We start from the raw sequence: 18119 nt of genomic DNA, 5'->3' as shown, positions 1-18119 counted from the left end.
GACTGGCAATACGGTGATATCGAGGATACCACGTGGACTATGAATTTCGACGCAATACTTTAGATGACAGTTTTCATGCGGAACTGCCAATGGGGCATGAAGCACTCGGTCGCTGGCTGATTGATGAACTAGGCACAGATCATGCTGAAATTGATAATGTTCTTAACCATTTACAGGCGGTGATGGCGCAAGGTGGGGAATGGAATAGAGCGGGTAAGGTCTTCCATTTACAACTCACGCAAGAAGAAGCCTTGGTGCAAGCGAATGTGTTGATTGAAGGGTATGACGAAGAGATGCCAGAAAATGATCTGCACACATACGAAGAAGAAAGTATGTCGCTTTGTGGGCCAGAAGATCTCGCGGTGCTACTTGAAGCATGGCAAGACTTTATTCGTCGTTATGGTCGATAGTTATCTTTTAATTTCAATCGGTTGCGGAAACGGAATGCCGCATGCCTAAAGAGTGATACGCGTTATATTTTTTCTGTATGCCACCCGATGGTGCATGACTGATACCCTCCAAGCTGTCTGCTTAATAATAGTGAATGCCTCGCACCAATTCGGTGCATTGAAATCCTCTCATATTATCAATTTCAACCTAATCTATTGATATTTATATTAAATAAAAATTGGCACGCAACTTGTTACTCCTTGTACAGAACATCTTATTTTTGGTTCAAGGAGACGGGAATGAAATTGATCAATGCGATTATCAAGCCATTTAAGCTCGATGACGTGCGTGAAGCACTAGCTGAAGTCGGCGTAGATGGAATGACAGTATCTGAAGTGAAAGGCTTTGGTCGTCAAAAAGGACACACCGAGCTATACCGCGGCGCAGAATACCAAGTGGATTTTCTGCCAAAAGTAAAACTAGAAATCGCGGCTCACTCAGAAAACGTCGATGAAATTATCGAAGCCATCAGTAAAGCGGCGCAGACCGGCAAGATTGGTGACGGAAAGATTTTTGTATACGACCTCCAGCAAGCCGTGCGTATTCGTACTGGTGAGATGGATTCGGAAGCAATTTAAGGGTTTAAGGGAGAATAGAACATGGAATTATTAACCACTGTGACTGAGTTGCGATACGCACTTGATACATTTTTCTTTTTGATTTCAGGTGCACTAGTAATGTGGATGGCCGCTGGCTTTGCCATGTTAGAGGCGGGCTTGGTTCGCTCAAAAAACACCACCGAAATCCTGACTAAAAACATTTGTTTGTATGCCATTGCTTGTACAACTTACTTGCTAGTGGGCTACAACATCATGTACGTCGATAACGCCGAGGCTGGCTGGTTGCCATCTCTAGGGTTCTTGATTGGCACACAAAGCGAAGGCGCGGATCACTCTCTAGCTTCTGACTTCTTCTTCCAAGTTGTCTTCGTTGCAACAGCCATGTCTGTTGTGTCTGGTGCGGTTGCCGAGCGTATGAAGCTTTGGGCTTTTCTCGCATTTTCTGTGGTACTGACCGCGTTTATCTACCCTGTTGAAGGTTACTGGACATGGGGCGGTGGCTTCCTATCAGAAGCAGGCTTTAGCGACTTTGCGGGCTCAGGTATCGTTCACATGGCGGGCGCAGCTGCTGCACTTGCTGGCGTATTACTGCTGGGTGCACGTAAAGGCAAATACGGTAAAAACGGTCAAATCTACCCAATTCCAGGCTCAAACATGCCGCTAGCAACTTTGGGTACGTTTATCCTGTGGTTTGGTTGGTTTGGCTTTAACGGCGGCTCTCAGTTGATGATTTCTGATTTTGAGAACGCAACGGCTGTCGGTGAAATCTTCTTGAACACCAATGCGGCAGCGGCAGCAGGTGCATTGGTTGCACTCGGTGTCTGTAAAGCAGCATGGGGTAAAGCAGACCTCACTATGGTATTGAACGGCGCATTGGCGGGTTTGGTTGCTATCACGGCTGATCCACTATCCCCTTCTCCTGTTGCTGCACTTGTGATTGGTGGCTTGGCGGGTGCATTGGTTGTTATCAGTATCGTTGGCCTCGACAAACTGAAGATTGATGATCCTGTGGGCGCGATTTCAGTACACGGTACCTGTGGCCTGTTTGGTCTGCTAGCGGTACCTTTCAGCAACGCAGATGCGACCTTTGGTGCGCAAATCTTCGGTGCAGCCGTTATCTTTGCGTGGGTATTCGGTGCGAGCTTCGTTGTTTGGGGTTTCCTGAAGGCCTCAATTGGCATTCGCGTAACCGAAGAAGAAGAGCTAGAAGGCATGGATTTCCACGATTGTGGTGTAGATGCTTACCCAGAGTTTGTTAGCGTGAAATAACAAACGCAGACGCTTTGTGACATAAGCCGTTACAAATTACACGCTAACAAGAGCCTCACATCTTTACGTTGTGGGGCTTTTTTCTTTGATAGCTAAAGCATGGTGTTGATTCCGGATTAGTAATATGTATACTAACGATACTGATAAACGTTCTCATTACAGTTTCGGTTTAGGAAGGAAAAACATGAAAAAGTTGTTGTCAGCATCTGCTTTGGTGCTAGGGATTGTGGGTACCAGTGGTGCTGCGAATGCTGCGGAAGAAGTGAATGTTTACTCTTACCGTCAGCCATTTTTGATTGAACCGATGCTAAACGAGTTCACCAAGGAAACCGGCATTAAAGTAAACGTGAAGTTTGCGAAAAAAGGCATGGCGGAAAAGGTTGAACAGGAAGGCGAATACAGCCCAGCAGACGTTCTGCTCACGGTTGATATCTCTCGCTTGATGGAACTGGTTAACAAAGACTTGGTTCAGCCAGTTGATAGCAAAATCATTGATGAGAACGTTCCTTCACAATATCGCGACAGCGAAGACCGTTGGGTTGCGCTGACTACACGCTCTCGTTCTGTTTACTCTTCACGTGATCGTGTTGGTCAATTGGGCGATGACTTTGATTACATGGACCTTGCGAAGCCTGAATGGAAAGGAAAAATCTGTACACGCTCTGGTAAGCATCCGTACAATGTATCGCTAGTTTCTGCTGTTATCGCTAATCATGGCGAGGCAGAGGCTAAAACTTGGTTGGAAGGCGTAAAAGCAAACCTAGCACGTAAGCCACAAGGCAATGATCGTGGCCAAGTGAAAGCTATCTCTGAAGGTCTGTGCGATGTATCGCTGGGCAACAGCTACTACCTTGGTAAAATGCTGGCAGATGAAGAGCAAAAAACATGGGCTGACAGCGTATACCTGAATTACCCTGGCAAAAACGCCAATGGTACTCACGTAAACATTAGCGGTATGGCAATGGCGAAATACGCGCCGAATAAAGATAACGCGCAAAAACTGATGGAGTTTTTGACGTCAGACGTAGCACAGCAAATGTACGCGGAAGTGAACTTCGAAGAACCAGTGAAGCCTGGTGTTGCTCGCTCTGAGCTTGTGGCTTCTTGGGGTGAATACACTGCCGACGATTTGCCGCTAGAAACTATTGCAGAAAATCACACGAAAGCGATGAAACTGCTTGATGAAGTGAAGTTTGATCTGTAATCACTTCATTCTGTAATAGTAAGGGGGAATTTGATTCCCCCTTATGCTATCTGACGCCATGATGTAGTAGGCAATGTTAGAACAGAACCGATTTTTGAAAACCAGTAGTTGGGCTCTATCCTTGCTGCTGGTTTTGCCGATTTTAGCGATCTTCTATACCGCAGTCGGTGAAAGTGATGATGTGTTTGGTCACCTGATGTCTACGGTGATGGGAACGTACACGCTAAATACCATCCTGCTGGTAGTGGGAACCGTCTTTTTATCCCTGCTAATGGGGATCCCTTCTGCGTGGCTCATGGCCAATTACTCAATCCCCGGTGATCGCTGGTTACAGTGGGCGCTGGTTTTGCCTCTCGCTATGCCGGGGTATATCGTTGGATATATCTATACCGACTGGTTTGACTATGCGGGTCCTATTCAGCTATTTCTCCGAGATGTCACTGGGTGGACAAGTGCCGCTCAGTATTGGTTTCCTGATCTGAGAACCTTGCCCGGTGCATGCTTTGTGCTGGCCTTGGTACTACACCCATACATTTACTTGCTAGCACGTGCTGCATTTATGGAGCAAAGTCTGACCCTCACGCAATCGGCTCGTTTGATGGGGTGTTCGCCACTGCAAAGCTTCTTGCGCGTTTCACTTCCGTTAGCGCGCCCTGCAATCGCTGTCGGTGCTTCATTGGTTGCCATGGAAACCTTGGGTGATTTTGGTACTGTGAATTATTTCGCGGTCAGTACGCTCACGACGGCGGTCTATGACACTTGGCTTGGCTACTCGAATTTAAACGCTGCAGCCAAAATCTCCGCCATCATGCTGGTGGTGATATTCCTGCTAATTAGCAGTGAACGATACAGTCGCCGTAAACAAAAACTATTTAGCCAAAATGTCAGCGCCGACAAAATTGCCAAAGCACCATTGCTTGGGAAATACAAAGTATTAGCCTCGATTTGGTGTTGGGGGATTGTTGCGATTGCTTTTCTTGCGCCGTTAGGCCAGTTGCTGATTTACGCTTGGGACTATCATTCGTCGAGTTCGATTGAAGACTTTATCCAGTACAGTTTTAATAGCCTTTATGTATCATCCATTGCCGCGGTTGTTGCGTTAATCATTGCGCTGTTGGTGAACTTCTATCGCCGTTTTTCTGCCACGCCAGCGAGTAATGTGCCGATGCGAATGTCCTCATTAGGCTATGCCGTACCGGGCACCGTACTTGCGATTGGCGTGCTGATCTCTTTGACGAGTGTCGATCATGCCATCAATGACCTTGCCAAAGCCATGGACTGGGGAAGGCCTGGATTATTGTTTTCCGGCACAATGTTTGCCCTGCTGACTGCATTTGTTGTGCGTTTCAGTGCGGTTGCGATTGGCAGTGTCGAGTCGAGTCTCGCGAAGGTTTCTCCGTCATTGGATATGGCGGCACGCACCATGGGATGTAATGCCAAGAGCATCATTAAGCGCGTTCAATTACCGCTAATTCGACGTGGTTGCTTGATAGCGATGCTGCTTGTGTTTATTGAATCGATGAAAGAGCTCAATGCCGCTTTGTTGTTGCGCCCATTTAACTTCGAGACGCTGGCGACGTATGTTTTTAACTATGCGTCTGATGAGCATCTGGAATACGCCGCATTGCCTGCTATATTGTTGGTCGTTGTAGGGCTAATCCCACTTATTATGATTAACCGTTCTTTGGAGCAAAGCCACTCATGAGTGAAGCGCTTACCGTTAGTGATTTGATTTGTCGTTACAACGGCCAGGCAGTGCTGAGTGACCTGTCGTTACATGTTGAGAAAGGCGAAATAGTCTGTCTTCTCGGCGCGAGTGGTTGCGGTAAAACTACGTTGTTAAAAGCGATTGCTGGCCTGTTGCCGCTGGATAGTGGCAAGATGAGTATCAATGGTCGCGAGATTGTCGGTGAGGCAGTTAACATGCCACCTGAACAGCGTAATGTGGGTATGATTTTTCAAGATTACGCACTGTTTCCGCATCTCACAGTTGGCGAGAATGTTTCATTTGGTTTGACCGGTTGGGACAAGGCAAGTGTGGCTGCGCGGGTGAAAGAAATGCTCGCTCTGGTGAAACTTGATGGTTTGGAAGGACGTTACCCGCATCAGTTGTCGGGAGGACAGCAACAACGAGTAGCCATTGCTCGCGCGTTGGCATGTAAGCCTGACCTTTTGTTGTTGGATGAGCCTTTCTCCAATATTGATACGCAAGTTCGTCATAGCTTGATTAAAGAAATTCGAAAGATATTCAAAGAGCAGGGCGTAACAGCCATTTTTGTGACGCATAGTCGTGAAGAAGCTTTCGCGTTTGCTGACAAGTTAGCGGTGATGAACCATGGCGTGATCGAGCAATATGGTCAAGCAACGACCTTGTACTATCAGCCAAGCAGCCGATTTGTCGCAGACTTTCTTGGGCATGGTTCCTATGTGCCAGCGTCATTGAATAATGACAACACCATGAGCACGCCGCTAGGAAAATGGCCCGTTGAACACATAAACAGTGATACGGCATTGGAGTGGTTGATCCGTCCTCAAAACTTGACGTTAGAGCCAGATTCGACAGGTCAAGGCACGGTGACGGATGCGCAATTCATGGGGGATAGCAGTCGCTACTTGGTTGAAATTAATGAGCAAACCTTGATGGTGTACTCTAACCAACTACTCAATGTCGGAGATGCTGTGAACCTTGAGATAAGGCCACATGCCCCCGTACTGTTTGCGAGCCACTAAGGTTATAGCAACAGCACATTGGTTGTGATTAGGATATAAAAAAACCGGCATTACGCCGGCTTTTTTCTTTTTTCTTAGCTACTTGCTGCAAAGCATGTCGATATAGCCTTGAGCTTGGCTTGTCAGCGCGTCTTTATCAGGTTGCTGGTGAGCTTGTAGATAGAGAATGTAACAAACGCCGTCGAACATGCGAGCGAGTTCCATTGGATCTCGGTTTGCGATTTGTGCATCGCTTTGCTCGAATAAACTTGCGTATTGATCGAGAACGACATTCTTCCCTTTAACAAAGTTAGGCCAGATATCTTCGCGAATAGATGTGCTCCATTCAAACCAGACTTTTAGCCACTCTTTGTCTTCTAATGCTGCATTGATTAATGCTGATGCGACATGAGACAAGGATGCATGTGCTTCACCGTTTCCGAGTGCTAGGTTACGGGAGATGAGTTGATGAAACTCTTTTTCTGCTTGGTTTAGTACAACATCAACCAACTCTTCTCGGGTGGAGAAATAGTTAAACACGGTAGCAACAGAGACATTTGCCATTTCAGCGATATCTGCATGCCCTGCACGTCCTATTCCTCGTTTAGAAAACACCTCGAGCGCATAGCCGAGCAGTTGTTCTTTCCTCTGCTCTGGCGACAATCGGGTTCGTGTGCGTCCACTTGATGTAGCCATTCTGATTCCTGCCAACTTTAATTTGCTAATAATGTTTGTATATTGCAGCGTTTGTGTATGTTTAATGTGATAATTAACAACCGCTTGCAAAGTGTACAACAGCAACTGGTTGCAGAACAACGAAGAGCAGGAACAAAGCGTCGAAATTTTGACGTGTATCGAGAGTAGGCGTGGAGTTTGCACAGTGATAGAATGTTCGACCTCATTTACACAGGTAGTTAGACGGAAATACCGTCGAGGTTGATAATGAAACATACCGTAGAAGTGATGATTTCAGAGCAAGAAGTACAACAACGCGTAAAAGTGTTGGGCGCTGAGATCACAGAGCATTACAAAGACTCCAATGATCTGGTCATGGTTGGCCTATTGCGTGGCTCATTTGTGTTTATGGCTGACCTTTGTCGCGCTATTGACTTGCCACACGCTGTCGACTTCATGACTGCATCAAGCTACGGCAATACGATGGAAAGCAGCCGCGATGTGCGTATCCTGAAAGATCTGGATGATGACATCAAAGGTAAAGACATATTGCTGGTTGAAGACATCATCGATACCGGTAATACGTTAGACAAAGTGCGTGAAATTTTGTCGCTGCGTGAGCCTAACTCTATCCGTATTTGTACCTTGCTAGACAAACCTGAGCGTCGAGAAGTTGACGTTCCTGTGGATTGGTATGGTTTTAAAATCCCTGACGAGTTCGTTGTGGGTGTGGGTATTGATTACGCGCAGAAGTATCGTCATCTGCCATTCATTGGCAAAGTGGTACCACTAGAAGATTAGTTCTGGTGTGTCATTGGCCCCTAGCTTTAGGCACTAAATGTTTGAGTAGGGATTTTAATGACAGTATTGCCGTGAAAAAAAAGCGACCAAGATGGTCGCTTTTTTTATGTCTGAGCGGGGTCTAGGGTCTAATCAAGAGCGCCAAAAGAATTTGCCGAATTAATGACAACAAGGCTTACCCAGTGTTACTCATATTTGGACATGGCACTGGTATAGCCAGATTCCAAACTCTCTAAACTATTTGCCGTCATACCGAGGTCTTTTAGTACGCCATCGCTGATGTCGTAGAACCAGCCGTGAACCTTAATATCCTGACCACGAGCCCAAGCATTTCGTAAGATGGTCGAACTGCCAAGGTTGTATACTTGCTCAGCGACATTAATTTCGCAGAGTAGGTTTCCTTGCTCTTCAATGCTCAATGGGCTGAGGTAATTGCTGTGCTTGCGGTACAAGTCACGAATGTGAAGCAGCCAATTGTTAATGAGGCCAAGATCAAGATTTTCGATAGAGGCGTGAACACCACCGCAACGGTAATGGCCACAAATAATGATGTGCTTAACTTGAAGTACGTCTACTGCATACTGAACGACAGAAAGGCAATTGAGATCCGTATGGATCACTTGGTTTGCTACGTTTCTGTGGACAAAAAGCTCGCCTGAATCCAGCCCCGTTAAACGTTCGGCGGGAACACGACTGTCAGAACAACCAATCCAGAGATATTCCGGATGCTGGGATTTTGCAAGGTCTGCAAAGTAGACAGAGTTGTCTTCCTTAATGCTTTTTGACCATTTCTGGTTGTTTGCAAAGAGTTGCTTAATTTGTGCCATATTGCCCCCCAAGACTGACTTCGCGAGTCACTATACACCAGTAAAGTTCATATTTAGATACAATTTAACACTTTCTACTCAACATATTAGCTCCTCCTACCAGCATTTGGATTGGTATAACTGATGCCTATGGATGCTTTTCATCGGTATACTAGCGCCGCAATTCGGTGGCTTGCCGATAAAGGAAGTAATAAAAGGGAGCAAGTTGTGAATTTTAACCGATTCAAACAATGGAGCCTGAAAGGCGACGTTTTTGGCGGCGTGACGACCGCAATCATTTCTTTACCACTCGCTCTTGCCTTTGGTGTTGCTTCAGGCGCTGGCGCTGAAGCGGGTTTGTGGGGCGCGATTCTCGTAGGTTTATTTGCTGCCTTGTTTGGCGGTTCTTCGACCCTTATCTCTGAGCCAACGGGCCCAATGACAGTGATCATGACGGCCATATTAACGGCAATGGTGGCTCGTTACCCTGAAACCGGCATTGCCATGGGCTTTACCGTGGTGATGATGGCAGGGGCATTTCAGGTTCTTTTAGGGACGCTTAAGTTAGGCAAGTACGTCACGTTAATGCCCTACAGCGTGATATCCGGCTTTATGTCCGGTATTGGTGTCATATTAATCTTACTGCAAATCAGCCCGCTCATGGGCCATCCAGCACCTGCTGGTGGGGTGATTGGAACACTTCAAGCTTTTCCTGATACATTGAGTAATCTGAGCTTCAAAGAACTTTTTCTCGGCGTGTTAACGCTAGCAATACTGTTCTACTTTCCTAAAAAATACCGTCGATATATTCCTGCACAATTAGTGGCACTGGTCTCAGTGACTTTGCTGTCATTGATGATCTTTGACTTAGATAGCATCCGCCGGATTGGCGAAATCCCGACGGGATTGCCGTCAATGGTTATGCCGACCTTCACACCTGAAATGCTAACCACCATGGTGATTGATGCGTTGGTACTGGGCACTCTAGGTTGTATAGATACCTTGCTGACGGCGGTCATTGCCGACTCCCTAACCCGAGAAGAGCACAACTCTGACAAAGAACTGCGAGGCCAAGGCATCGCAAACATGATTTCTGGCCTGTTTGGTGCTCTGCCTGGTGCGGGTGCAACCATGGGGACAGTGGTTAATGTGCAAGTAGGGGCGCGTTCGCCGCTAGCAGGGATTGTTCGGGCATTGATTCTTGCCGCTGTCGTGTTGGTCGCAGGCTTTTTGACCGCCCCTATTCCGATGGCTGTGCTGGCAGGTATCGCCTTGTACGTGGGCATTAATATTCTCGATTGGAGCTTCCTGCAGCGCGCACATAAGGTGAGTAAGCACCAAACCGCCATTATGTATGGTGTGATGGCATTGACAGTATTTGTGGATTTGATTGTCGCTGTCGGGCTCGGCGTGTTCATTTCTAACATTGTTGTGATTGAGCGTTTGAGCCGCGAACAAGCTAAACAAGTAAAAGCCATTAGCGATGCCGACGATGATGATGTGCCTCTTTCTGAAGAAGAGCGCGGTTTATTAGATAGTTCTGATGGAAAGGTGTTGTTTTTCTACTTATCAGGCCCGATGATCTTTAGCGTATCGAAAGCTATCTCTCGTCAACATGCGAGGATTGGTGAGTACCGCGTCATGATTCTCGATTTGAGCGATGTACCACTCATCGACATGACAGTAGGGTTGGCGCTTGAAAATGCGATAAAAGATGCGAGAGAAGCGAACTGTACCGTTTTCTTGCTCTGCCCTCATCAGCAAACCACAGAACAATTAGAGAGACTTCATGTCGGAGACTGGATCAGCGATCCTCATGTCTTCGAGTCGCGCTATGATGCTTTGCATGCAGCGAAAAGGCTTACTGAAGTAATGCCGTAAAACATATTTTGGGAATTATGAAAGCAATCGAAATTGATAATCTGGTCAAAGTTTATGGCACAGAGGTAAAAGCGCTGAAGGGAGTTTCCCTTTCCGTGCAGCAGGGTGATTTTTATGCCTTGCTTGGCCCGAATGGCGCAGGGAAATCTACCACTATCGGCATTATCAGTTCACTGGTGAACAAGACCTCGGGAAAGGTGAAAATTTTTGGTTATGACATCGACACTGATCTTGTTGAAGCCAAAAAGCAGCTCGGCTTAGTACCCCAAGAGTTTAACTTCAACCAATACGAAAAAGTGGAGCAAATCCTACTTAATCAAGCGGGTTACTATGGTGTTGAGCGTGCGGAAGCGAAAATCCGTGCGAAGAAATACCTCTCTCTGCTGGATTTGTGGGAAAAGCGTAATGAGCCTTCTCGAACGCTTTCTGGTGGGATGAAGCGTCGCTTGATGATTGCTCGCGCCCTAATGCACGAACCTAAGCTACTCATTCTTGACGAGCCAACAGCGGGTGTTGATATCGAATTGCGCCGTTCTATGTGGACGTTTTTGAAAGATATTAATGAGCAGGGCATCACCATCATTTTGACCACACACTACCTTGAAGAAGCGGAAATGCTGTGTCGAAACATCGGCATTATTAACCGCGGAGAGCTGGTGGAAGATACTTCGATGAAGGCGTTGCTGAAAAAGCTGGATGTGGAAACGTTCGTGTTGGATCTCGCACCGGACAGTAAAGTGGCACAATTGAATGATGTGAAATGGCATCAGATTGATGATCACACGTTGGAAGTCGAAGTGCACAAAAGCACGGGTTTGAATACGGTTTTTGCACAGTTGTCAGAACAAAGCATCCAAGTGCTTTCAATGCGAAATAAGGCGAATAGATTGGAAGAGCTCTTCGTTAATTTGGTACGAAATAGCGAGGAGTCAAAGTCATGAACAAAGCTTACTGGGTTGCCTTTAAGAGCCTGTTGATCAAAGAAATTACACGATATAGCCGAATTTGGGTGCAAACCCTCGTGCCGCCTGCCATTACCATGACTCTGTATTTCGTGATTTTCGGTAATCTTATTGGCAGTCGCATCGGTGAAATGGGCGGTTTTAGTTATATGGCGTACATCGTGCCTGGCTTGATCATGATGTCGGTGATCACCAACTCGTATTCCAATGTTGCGTCGTCGTTCTTCAGTACTAAGATGCAGCGAAACATTGAAGAGCTTATGGTTGCGCCTGTGCCTAACTACATCATCATTGCGGGTTATGTTGGTGGTGGCGTGAGTCGTGGTTTAGCCGTGGGGCTGATCGTGTCGGTTGTCTCGATGTTTTTCGTCGATTTGCACATCGCACACCTTGGCGTGATTGTCGCGACCGTCTTGCTGACGTCGATTGTGTTTTCTCTTGGTGGGTTGATTAATGCAGTGTATGCGAAAACCTTTGATGACATTAGTATCATTCCAACGTTTATACTGACGCCCTTGACCTATCTGGGTGGCGTGTTTTATTCACTGTCTCTATTGCCTGAGTTTTGGCAGGGTGTGTCGAAGCTAAACCCTATCGTGTACATGGTAAACGCCTTCCGCTATGGCTTCCTTGGCGTGTCGGACGTCAGCATCGTCACTTCGTTCTCTGTGCTTATCGCGTTTATCGTGGCGTTGTATTCCATTGCTTGGTATCTGATCAGCCGTGGCATTGGGTTGAGAACTTAACAACTTAACAACTTAACAACAGGGCTCTCCTCGTTAGGAACAAACCCTTTCAAACAAAAAAAAACCGCCAATGGCGGTTTTTTTATTGAAGCAAAAGTAGGCGCTTAGTGATTCAATGCACTTACTCTTCGCTGTTGTCTTCGACAGTAGCAACAGTGAGTTCAACCACCAAGTTATCAATCAGACGAACCTGACCTAGCTTCACAGAAGCAAGGATAACTGCCTTTGAGGTGTTTTCAGTAACAGGCTGTAGCGAGAGAGCATCACGAATGAAAATCTCATCAGGTTCTAGTCCTGCAGCACGAAGTTGATCATTGCCATCAAGCACCAATTCGCTGTAATCATTACGACCACCACGCATTTGGCTGCTGATCCAACGCAGTGTTTTTGCTAGTACTGGCGCACGTTGGCGTTCATCTACCGTTAGACGAGTGTTTCGGCTGCTCATCGCAAGGCCGTCCATTTCACGGACAGTGGGAACAGGAATAATGGTAATAGGCAGTGCTAAATCCGCCACCATTTTGTTGATCACAGCAAGTTGCTGGAAATCTTTCTCGCCAAACAGAGCAACATCAGGCTGAACAATATTGAACAGCTTGCTGACAACCGTCGCGACACCTTTGAAGTGACCCGGACGAGAAGCGCCTTCAAGAATGGTTGAGAGGGTAGGAACCTCAACGGAAACGTGATTGTCCATGCCTTGCGGATACATGACTTCTGCACTGGGTGTGAAGAGTACATCTATCGCTTCAGCTTGAAGCTTGGCGGTGTCTTCTTCCAATGTTCGAGGGTACGCAACCAGATCGTCACTTTTCTCGAACTGCATTGGGTTAACGAAAATGCTTACGACGACAACATCGGCGTTTTCACGCGCTCGTCGAACCAAGGTAAGGTGACCATCATGAAGGTGGCCCATGGTTGGGACGAATGCAATTCGCTGCCCTTCGCGACGCCATTGAAGGATCTGATCTCGTAGCGGGGCAATATCAGCGATCACTTGCATATTTTCAGCATTCCTTAATTAAACGTCTGCTCTGGGCCAGGAAACTCGCCTGTTGCAACTTCTTCGATATATCGCGCAACGGCCTGACGCATATCGCCAGTGCTCGCGAGGTAGTTTTTGGAAAAGCGTGGAATGTAGTTAGCGGAAATACCAAACATGTCATGCATGACGAGGATTTGCCCGTCGGTGGCATTCCCTGCGCCAATACCAATGACTGGCACACGAAGCGCGTCTGTTATGCGTGCTGCAAGGGCTTTGGGTACGCACTCAAGCAAAATAATCTGCGCACCGGCTGCTTCAAGAGTCAGAGCATCTTGGAGCATCTGCTCGGCTTGTTCTTCGCTACGACCTTGAACTTTAAAACCGCCAAAAATATTCACTGACTGAGGTGTTAAACCAAGGTGAGCACAGACTGGTACTGCGCGTTGCGTCAGCTTGGTTATGGTATCAGCGAGCCATGCGCCGCCTTCCAATTTCACCATGTTGGCGCCGGCTTTCACTAGGACAGCTGCGTTTTCACAGGCTTGCTCTGGCGTCGAATATGACATGAATGGCATATCGGCCATCAATAAACAATTCGGGCTGCCAGCTCGAACGCTACGTGTGTGGTAGGCGATTTCGTCGACAGAGACAGACAGGGTGTCACTCTTACCCTGTAAAACCATGCCGAGAGAGTCACCGACTAACAGCAGTGGCATTTCTTGTGATTCAAAAAGTTGGGCAAAGCTGGCATCGTAAGCTGTTGCAGTGGCAAATTTACGCCCTTCTTGCTTCCATGCCATTAAGGTATTTATCGTAATTTTTTTCATATCGTCTCCCAAACCCTGCTTGCTATTGATGTTGATTGCTGAGGCTTTTGTGCTTACGCGATACTGGTCAAACCGTTCTTATCCGTGACGGCGACCAAATCAGCGACAGCACTGCCATCAGGCAGGTGCAAGTCAGGGGCAATTTCGGCGAGAGGGTAAAGTACGAATTCTCGTTCTTTCATCCCGTAGTGTGGAACGGTTAACCGTTCACTTTCTAGTTGGAGATCACCATATAAGAGGATATCCAAATCTAGTGTTCGTGGCCCCCAGCGCTCTTCTTTGCGCTCTCGACCAAACTCCAACTCGATACGCTGAGTATGAGCAAGAAGATCTAACGGAAGCAGTGCGGTGTCAATGGCCGCAACGGCGTTCACGTAATCGGGTTGGTCGGTGGGGCCCATCGGCTTACTGCTGTATAGCGATGAGCAAATCACCCATTGGCTATCCGGTAGCTGCGCTAATGCTTCGATAGCATTTTGTGCTTTTTCTATCGGATTGCCAAGGTTACTGCCTATCGCAATGTAAGCACGGATCATGATTCTTGATTCGGCTTGCGACGGCGAGGTTTGGTTTTGCGACGACGACGAAGCTTTTTCGCTGAACTGGCTTTGTTCAACACTTGTACCATGTCGTTACGGCCATCACGGTCAGCTTTTTGGAAGTCATCCCACCATTGCGCGAGTTCTTTTAACTGACCGTCTTCCACTTCGCCACGCATTTCTAGGAAATCAAATGCAGCGCGGAACTTTTGTTGTTCCAAAAGTTTGTATGCACGTGTTCCAGAGCGACGGCTTAGGCGAAGTTGCAGTTGCCAGATGTCACGAATCATGGCGGTAAATCGACGAGGGATAGCAATGGTTTTTACTTGCTCATCCAGCATGTCGTTTGCCGCGACCATAAAGGCATCGTAATAACTTAAACCGCTTTCAAATGCGATTTCTTCCGCACGGGTTTCTAATGGGTACCAAAGCATCGCGGCAAACATAAAGGCCGGGTTGATGCGTTGCTCTGTGGCGACTCGTTCATCGGTCGAACGAAGTACAAGCTCAAGCATTTGTTCGCTCTTGCTGTTTCGATCTTCGGTGAAGTGTTCCGCTAAGATTGGGAACAGTGGCGTGAACAAATCGAAATCACGTAGCAGTTTGTAGGTTTGCAAACCATGACCAGATTGAAGTAGCTTCAGGCTTTCTTCAAACAAGCGCGCAGCGGGTATATCACGCAGCAAGTGAGCCAATGCTGGGATCGGCGCTGCCGTTGCATCATTCACCGTCATGTCGAGCTTGGCGGCAAAACGCACTGCCCGCAGCATTCGCACTGGATCTTCGCGGTAGCGTGTTTCAGGATCGCCAATCAGACGGATGACACGGTTGTTGAGGTCTTCAACACCACCCGCATAATCGCGTACTGAAAAATCGTCGATATTGTAATAAAGGGCATTCACCGTGAAATCGCGGCGCTCTGCATCTTCATCTATCGTGCCATAGACGTTATCACGCAATAGCATGCCATCATTGGATTGGCTGCTGGCGTTCTTTTCACTGGCTTCAGCACCGTGGTGTCCACGGAACGTTGCCACTTCAATAACATCTCGTCCGAATAAGATATGCGCCAGACGGAATCGACGGCCTACCAAACGACAGTTGCGGAAAAGCTTACGCACCTCATCTGGGGTCGCATTCGTGGCAATATCAAAGTCTTTGGGTTGCGTGTTTAGCATTAAATCACGCACGCCGCCGCCAACAAGGTACGCCTCAAACCCCGCCTTATTTAGGCGGTAGAGCACTTTCAGCGCATTTTCGCTGATATCTTTTCTTGATATACCGTGCTCTTGGCGAGGAATAACTTCTAGCTTCAGGTCTGTTATTTCACGCGTTTTATTATCGCGATTCAACACCTTACGGCAAAAGCTGGTAACTCGATTAAAGATAACTCACCTCGTATTTGACAGGTCGGGTCATAAAAACGACGGCATATGATATATCACGCCCTCGTACTTTAGAAAGCTGTAATCACTTCTGTGTCGGTTGGCAGCATATTCACATGCCAATTTTCTTTGCCCCAAAGTAGCAATTCTTCGACGCCTGCACCCTTTAATTCGTTGGGAATTGGGTGGCCTAAAAAGGCGAGTGCAGCTTCTAGTGCCGGACCCGGATTGGCATTGTCGATCGCTGGAGCGTAGTTTTGTTTAGAAAGCTTATTACCGTCAGCGTTGAGTGCAAGTGGCAAATGCAAATAACTGACAGTGGATGCGCCGAGTTTCTGATAAAGAGAAACTTGTCTGCCAGTCGGCTCAATCAGATCTGCACCTCTTACGACTTCTGTCACCCCTTGATAAATATCATCAAGCACAACGGCAAGGTTGTAAGCAAACAGGCCGTCGCGACGTTTGATAATGAAGTCTTCCGCGGCCATGGTGACATCGAGTGGAACAATACCATGCTTGATATCAACAAACTCATGAACGGGGTTATCAATGCAAACACGAACGGCGGATTGTTCACGTTCTAACTCGCGGTGACGACACGTGCCCGGATAAATGCCTCCTGCATCTTTGATTTGACGTCGTGTGCACTGGCAGAAGTAAGCATTGCCATTGTCTAACCACGTATCTATGTGTGCTTGATAGGCTTCATATCGTGTGTGTTGGTATAACACTTCGCCATCCCAGTGCAGCCCGTAAGCGTCTAAGGTGCGTAGAATTGCGTCGGCGGAGCCTTTAACTTCTCTTGGCGGGTCAATGTCTTCAATGCGTACAAGCCAATGTCCTTGGTTGGCATGAGCTTGTAAGTAGCTGCCCAACGCAGCGACGAGAGAACCAAAGTGAAGCGGGCCTGATGGTGAGGGGGCAAAGCGCCCGACGTAATGCATGGTAAATTTGCCTGTGATGAAAAAGGAAAAAGGGAGCATCCGCTCCCTTTTTGCCATAAATCTCGATGAGGCGGTAGGCTTAGCCTGCCATTTGCCTCTCTTTGATTTCTGCCAAGGTTTTGCAATCGATACACATATCTGCGGTTGGGCGTGCTTCAAGGCGACGAACGCCAATCTCTACACCACATGAATCGCAGAAGCCGAAATCGTCGTCTTCCAGACGTTGCAATGTTTTCGAAATCTTTTTGATCAGCTTACGCTCACGATCACGGTTGCGAAGTTCAAGGCTGAACTCTTCTTCTTGGGCAGCACGGTCGACAGGATCAGGGAAGTTAGCTGCTTCGTCTTGCATGTGATGCACAGTACGGTCAACTTCTTCTCTAAGCTGGTTACACCACGCTTGGAGGATTTTACGGAAATGATCAACTTGCTGATCATTCATGTATTCCTCGCCGGCCTTCTCTTGGTAAGGTTCTAACCCAGCCGTAGCCAGGATGCCCAGCGATTTTTTAACTTTGCTTTCTGGCATTAAGCGTTCTCCTAAATACACCCTGACCTGCTTGGTCAAAAGAGGGCGGTATCTATATCAGAAACCCTATTTAGAGGCAATCTTTGTTTTTGCCTCTTGTCACCCCAGTGTGAAGATGTCTACATTTTTTCTCAATACTGGGAGAACGGGACCCTATTTTTTATGCTCATCTGCGCGGATGAGAGCGAGGCTTGGTAACACAGAACTTCGACACCAAGCAGCTCGGCTTCTATAAGTAACTGATTATAGACTTCATCTATATGTTTTGCTGGGGAAACCTTCTCAATACCAGAATGAAGCACGGCAAAAAGGAGTACGGCTCGCTTGCCTTGTTGCGCCAAAGTGGCTAATTCCCTTAGGTGTTTCTGACCTCGCGTGGTGACCGTGTCAGGAAAGTACCCCTGACTTCCCTCCCCAAGTAGCGTCGCACTTTTTACCTCTATATAGCAGTCTTCTTTTGACGGGGATTGCAGCAAAATATCGATGCGGCTTTTTTCCTCGCCATAAGGGACTTCGGTACGAAGCGTCGGATAACCTTGAAGCTCCTCTATCACACCCGCTTCAATCGCCTCGACCACCAAGCGATTCGCTTGCGCAGTATTCACACAAATCATATGGCCTGAATGTGTTTCGGTCAGCTCCCAACTGTTGGGGTATTTCCGCTTTGCATTATCTGACGTGGAGTACCACACCGTATCGCCGGGGGTAGCGCAGCCAGTCATTGCACCTGTATTGGCGCAGTGGATAGTACGTTCGGTGCCATCCGGAAGTTGAATGTCTGCAAGAAAACGTTTGTAGCGACGAAGCAATGTTGCGGGCTGTAAAGCAGGGTCAAACTTCATGAGTG

Annotated in this window: 19 protein-coding genes; 10 read left to right on the top strand and 9 right to left on the bottom strand. The window is 47.4% G+C overall.

Translation table 11 applies throughout. From position 1 onward, the window contains the following. Positions 1-32: 32 nt before the first annotated feature. The 6 genes from LRP50_RS02360 to LRP50_RS02335 all read left to right on the top strand — a co-directional run bounded on the left by LRP50_RS02360 (position 33) and on the right by LRP50_RS02335 (position 6213). Entirely contained in the window at positions 33-410 is a 378-nt protein-coding gene (locus tag LRP50_RS02360) for a YacL family protein (protein WP_274162890.1), read from the top strand. 279 nt (positions 411-689) lie between these two features. After that, complete coding sequence (glnK, locus tag LRP50_RS02355) at positions 690-1028, top strand: P-II family nitrogen regulator (RefSeq protein ID WP_274162889.1); 339 nt, start codon at positions 690-692, stop codon at positions 1026-1028. Positions 1029-1049: 21 nt separating this feature from the next. Beyond that, a complete protein-coding gene (locus LRP50_RS02350) occupies positions 1050-2279 on the top strand; it encodes an ammonium transporter (RefSeq protein WP_274162888.1) in 1230 nt (409 codons plus the stop codon). A gap of 184 nt (positions 2280-2463) precedes the next feature. After that, complete coding sequence (locus tag LRP50_RS02345) at positions 2464-3483, top strand: Fe(3+) ABC transporter substrate-binding protein (RefSeq protein WP_274162887.1); 1020 nt, start codon at positions 2464-2466, stop codon at positions 3481-3483. A 73-nt stretch (positions 3484-3556) separates the two neighbouring features. After that, positions 3557-5188 (top strand): ABC transporter permease, encoded by a 1632-nt coding sequence (locus LRP50_RS02340; protein WP_274162886.1) that lies wholly within the window; start codon positions 3557-3559, stop codon positions 5186-5188. Beyond that, on the top strand, positions 5185-6213 hold the full coding sequence (locus LRP50_RS02335) for an ABC transporter ATP-binding protein (protein WP_274162885.1): 1029 nt from the start codon (positions 5185-5187) through the stop codon (positions 6211-6213). The genes LRP50_RS02340 and LRP50_RS02335 overlap by 4 nt, the downstream gene beginning before the upstream one ends. A 78-nt stretch (positions 6214-6291) precedes the next feature. Here the strand turns inward: LRP50_RS02335 and LRP50_RS02330 are convergent, their stop codons facing one another. Further along, positions 6292-6888, bottom strand: coding sequence for a TetR/AcrR family transcriptional regulator (locus LRP50_RS02330; protein WP_274162884.1), 597 nt, complete (start codon positions 6886-6888; stop codon positions 6292-6294). 246 nt (positions 6889-7134) lie between these two features. Here LRP50_RS02330 and hpt point away from each other — a divergent pair, with 246 nt between their 5' ends. Beyond that, the gene (hpt, locus tag LRP50_RS02325) at positions 7135-7668 is read left to right on the top strand and encodes a hypoxanthine phosphoribosyltransferase (protein ID WP_028023054.1); all 534 of its coding nucleotides are present in this window, start codon (positions 7135-7137) and stop codon (positions 7666-7668) included. Between the two features lie 185 nt (positions 7669-7853). Here hpt and can read toward each other — a convergent pair whose 3' ends face one another. Further along, on the bottom strand, positions 7854-8495 hold the full coding sequence (gene can / locus LRP50_RS02320) for a carbonate dehydratase (RefSeq protein WP_274162883.1): 642 nt from the start codon (positions 8493-8495) through the stop codon (positions 7854-7856). Between the two features lie 207 nt (positions 8496-8702). Here can and LRP50_RS02315 point away from each other — a divergent pair, with 207 nt between their 5' ends. From LRP50_RS02315 to LRP50_RS02305, 3 genes are read left to right on the top strand one after another with little or no spacing between them, the layout of a single operon-like run. Next, a complete protein-coding gene (locus tag LRP50_RS02315) occupies positions 8703-10355 on the top strand; it encodes a SulP family inorganic anion transporter (protein ID WP_274162882.1) in 1653 nt (550 codons plus the stop codon). A 17-nt stretch (positions 10356-10372) separates the two neighbouring features. Further along, positions 10373-11296, top strand: a complete 924-nt coding sequence (locus tag LRP50_RS02310) for an ABC transporter ATP-binding protein (protein WP_274162881.1) — start codon at positions 10373-10375, stop codon at positions 11294-11296. After that, positions 11293-12063 carry an ABC transporter permease gene (locus LRP50_RS02305; RefSeq protein WP_274162880.1) on the top strand — a complete coding sequence of 257 codons (771 nt, stop codon included), beginning with the start codon at positions 11293-11295 and terminating at the stop codon, positions 12061-12063. The genes LRP50_RS02310 and LRP50_RS02305 overlap by 4 nt, the downstream gene beginning before the upstream one ends. A gap of 121 nt (positions 12064-12184) precedes the next feature. Here LRP50_RS02305 and panC read toward each other — a convergent pair whose 3' ends face one another. The 7 genes from panC to sfsA all read right to left on the bottom strand — a co-directional run bounded on the left by panC (position 12185) and on the right by sfsA (position 18114). Continuing rightward, positions 12185-13066, bottom strand: coding sequence for a pantoate--beta-alanine ligase (gene panC, locus LRP50_RS02300; protein ID WP_274162879.1), 882 nt, complete (start codon positions 13064-13066; stop codon positions 12185-12187). Between the two features lie 14 nt (positions 13067-13080). Beyond that, the gene (gene panB, locus LRP50_RS02295) at positions 13081-13875 is read right to left on the bottom strand and encodes a 3-methyl-2-oxobutanoate hydroxymethyltransferase (RefSeq protein ID WP_274162878.1); all 795 of its coding nucleotides are present in this window, start codon (positions 13873-13875) and stop codon (positions 13081-13083) included. Positions 13876-13928: 53 nt separating this feature from the next. Beyond that, entirely contained in the window at positions 13929-14411 is a 483-nt protein-coding gene (gene folK / locus LRP50_RS02290; protein ID WP_274162877.1) for a 2-amino-4-hydroxy-6-hydroxymethyldihydropteridine diphosphokinase, read from the bottom strand. Beyond that, a complete protein-coding gene (gene pcnB / locus LRP50_RS02285) occupies positions 14408-15802 on the bottom strand; it encodes a polynucleotide adenylyltransferase PcnB (protein WP_274163011.1) in 1395 nt (464 codons plus the stop codon). Before pcnB ends, folK begins: the two co-directional genes overlap by 4 nt. Before the next feature lie 68 nt (positions 15803-15870). Next, the gene (gene gluQRS / locus LRP50_RS02280) at positions 15871-16743 is read right to left on the bottom strand and encodes a tRNA glutamyl-Q(34) synthetase GluQRS (protein WP_274162876.1); all 873 of its coding nucleotides are present in this window, start codon (positions 16741-16743) and stop codon (positions 15871-15873) included. 79 nt (positions 16744-16822) lie between these two features. Beyond that, on the bottom strand, positions 16823-17272 hold the full coding sequence (dksA, locus tag LRP50_RS02275; RefSeq protein ID WP_028023044.1) for an RNA polymerase-binding protein DksA: 450 nt from the start codon (positions 17270-17272) through the stop codon (positions 16823-16825). A gap of 131 nt (positions 17273-17403) precedes the next feature. Further along, positions 17404-18114, bottom strand: a complete 711-nt coding sequence (sfsA, locus tag LRP50_RS02270) for a DNA/RNA nuclease SfsA (protein ID WP_274162875.1) — start codon at positions 18112-18114, stop codon at positions 17404-17406. Positions 18115-18119 lie beyond the last annotated feature (5 nt).

It is taken from the genome of Enterovibrio gelatinilyticus, from assembly GCF_028683095.1.
Taxonomy (GTDB): Bacteria; Pseudomonadota; Gammaproteobacteria; order Enterobacterales; family Vibrionaceae; genus Enterovibrio; species Enterovibrio gelatinilyticus.
This window is presented reverse-complemented; position numbering and strand designations above follow the sequence as displayed.

Bases quoted from the DNA above. Each gene is read 5' to 3' on its own strand.
- LRP50_RS02305 (WP_274162880.1), top strand. From the start codon at position 11,293: ATGAACAAAGCTTACTGGGTTGCCTTTAAGAGCCTGTTGATCAAAGAA.
- folK (WP_274162877.1), bottom strand. From the start codon at position 14,411: ATGATCCGTGCTTACATTGCGATAGGCAGTAACCTTGGCAATCCGATA.
- LRP50_RS02330 (WP_274162884.1), bottom strand. From the start codon at position 6,888: ATGGCTACATCAAGTGGACGCACACGAACCCGATTGTCGCCAGAGCAG.
- dksA (WP_028023044.1), bottom strand. From the start codon at position 17,272: ATGCCAGAAAGCAAAGTTAAAAAATCGCTGGGCATCCTGGCTACGGCT.
- panB (WP_274162878.1), bottom strand. From the start codon at position 13,875: ATGAAAAAAATTACGATAAATACCTTAATGGCATGGAAGCAAGAAGGG.
- LRP50_RS02350 (WP_274162888.1), top strand. From the start codon at position 1,050: ATGGAATTATTAACCACTGTGACTGAGTTGCGATACGCACTTGATACA.
- hpt (WP_028023054.1), top strand. From the start codon at position 7,135: ATGAAACATACCGTAGAAGTGATGATTTCAGAGCAAGAAGTACAACAA.
- LRP50_RS02345 (WP_274162887.1), top strand. From the start codon at position 2,464: ATGAAAAAGTTGTTGTCAGCATCTGCTTTGGTGCTAGGGATTGTGGGT.
- LRP50_RS02335 (WP_274162885.1), top strand. From the start codon at position 5,185: ATGAGTGAAGCGCTTACCGTTAGTGATTTGATTTGTCGTTACAACGGC.
- sfsA (WP_274162875.1), bottom strand. From the start codon at position 18,114: ATGAAGTTTGACCCTGCTTTACAGCCCGCAACATTGCTTCGTCGCTAC.
- glnK (WP_274162889.1), top strand. From the start codon at position 690: ATGAAATTGATCAATGCGATTATCAAGCCATTTAAGCTCGATGACGTG.
- gluQRS (WP_274162876.1), bottom strand. From the start codon at position 16,743: ATGCATTACGTCGGGCGCTTTGCCCCCTCACCATCAGGCCCGCTTCAC.
- can (WP_274162883.1), bottom strand. From the start codon at position 8,495: ATGGCACAAATTAAGCAACTCTTTGCAAACAACCAGAAATGGTCAAAA.
- LRP50_RS02310 (WP_274162881.1), top strand. From the start codon at position 10,373: ATGAAAGCAATCGAAATTGATAATCTGGTCAAAGTTTATGGCACAGAG.
- LRP50_RS02340 (WP_274162886.1), top strand. From the start codon at position 3,557: ATGTTAGAACAGAACCGATTTTTGAAAACCAGTAGTTGGGCTCTATCC.
- panC (WP_274162879.1), bottom strand. From the start codon at position 13,066: ATGCAAGTGATCGCTGATATTGCCCCGCTACGAGATCAGATCCTTCAA.